At 66.5% G+C, this 478-nt stretch carries 1 protein-coding gene; it reads left to right on the top strand.

The features are described 5' to 3' along the window. A partial coding sequence (locus RVY79_RS17300) for an aldehyde dehydrogenase family protein (RefSeq protein WP_317465713.1) occupies positions 1 to 478 on the top strand: 478 nt, incomplete at both ends.

The following is a 478-nucleotide window of genomic DNA, read 5'->3' as shown; positions in this document are numbered from 1 at the left end:
AGCGCATCAAAGACCGCTCCCTCATCAAGACGCAGTCCTACGTGGATGGCGCCTGGGTGGGCGCCACAGACGGCGCAACCTTTGCCGTTCACGACCCCGCCACCAACGCGCACCTGGCTGACGTCGCCAACCTCGGCCACGCAGAAACGCTGCGCGCCATCGACGCCGCCAACGCCGCATGGCCGGCCTGGCGCGAGTTGACCGGCAAAGACCGGGCGATCATCCTGCGCCGTTGGTTCGACCTGCTCATCGCCAACGCCGACGACCTCGCCGCGCTGATGACCGCCGAGCAAGGCAAGCCGCTAGCCGAAGCCAAGGGCGAGATCGTCTACGGCGCGTCCTTCATCGAGTGGTTTGCCGAAGAGGCCAAGCGCGTTTCGGGCGACGTCATGGCCAGCACCTGGCGCGACAAGCGCATGGTGGTGCTCAAGCAGCCGGTGGGCGTGTGTGCGTCCATCACACCTTGGAACTTCCCGCT

It is taken from the genome of Chromohalobacter sp. HP20-39, assembly GCF_033052815.1.
In the GTDB taxonomy this organism is placed as follows: domain Bacteria; phylum Pseudomonadota; class Gammaproteobacteria; order Pseudomonadales; family Halomonadaceae; genus Chromohalobacter.
The sequence above is the reverse complement of the archived record's forward strand: the minus strand, read 5'-3'. Positions and strand labels throughout refer to the sequence as shown.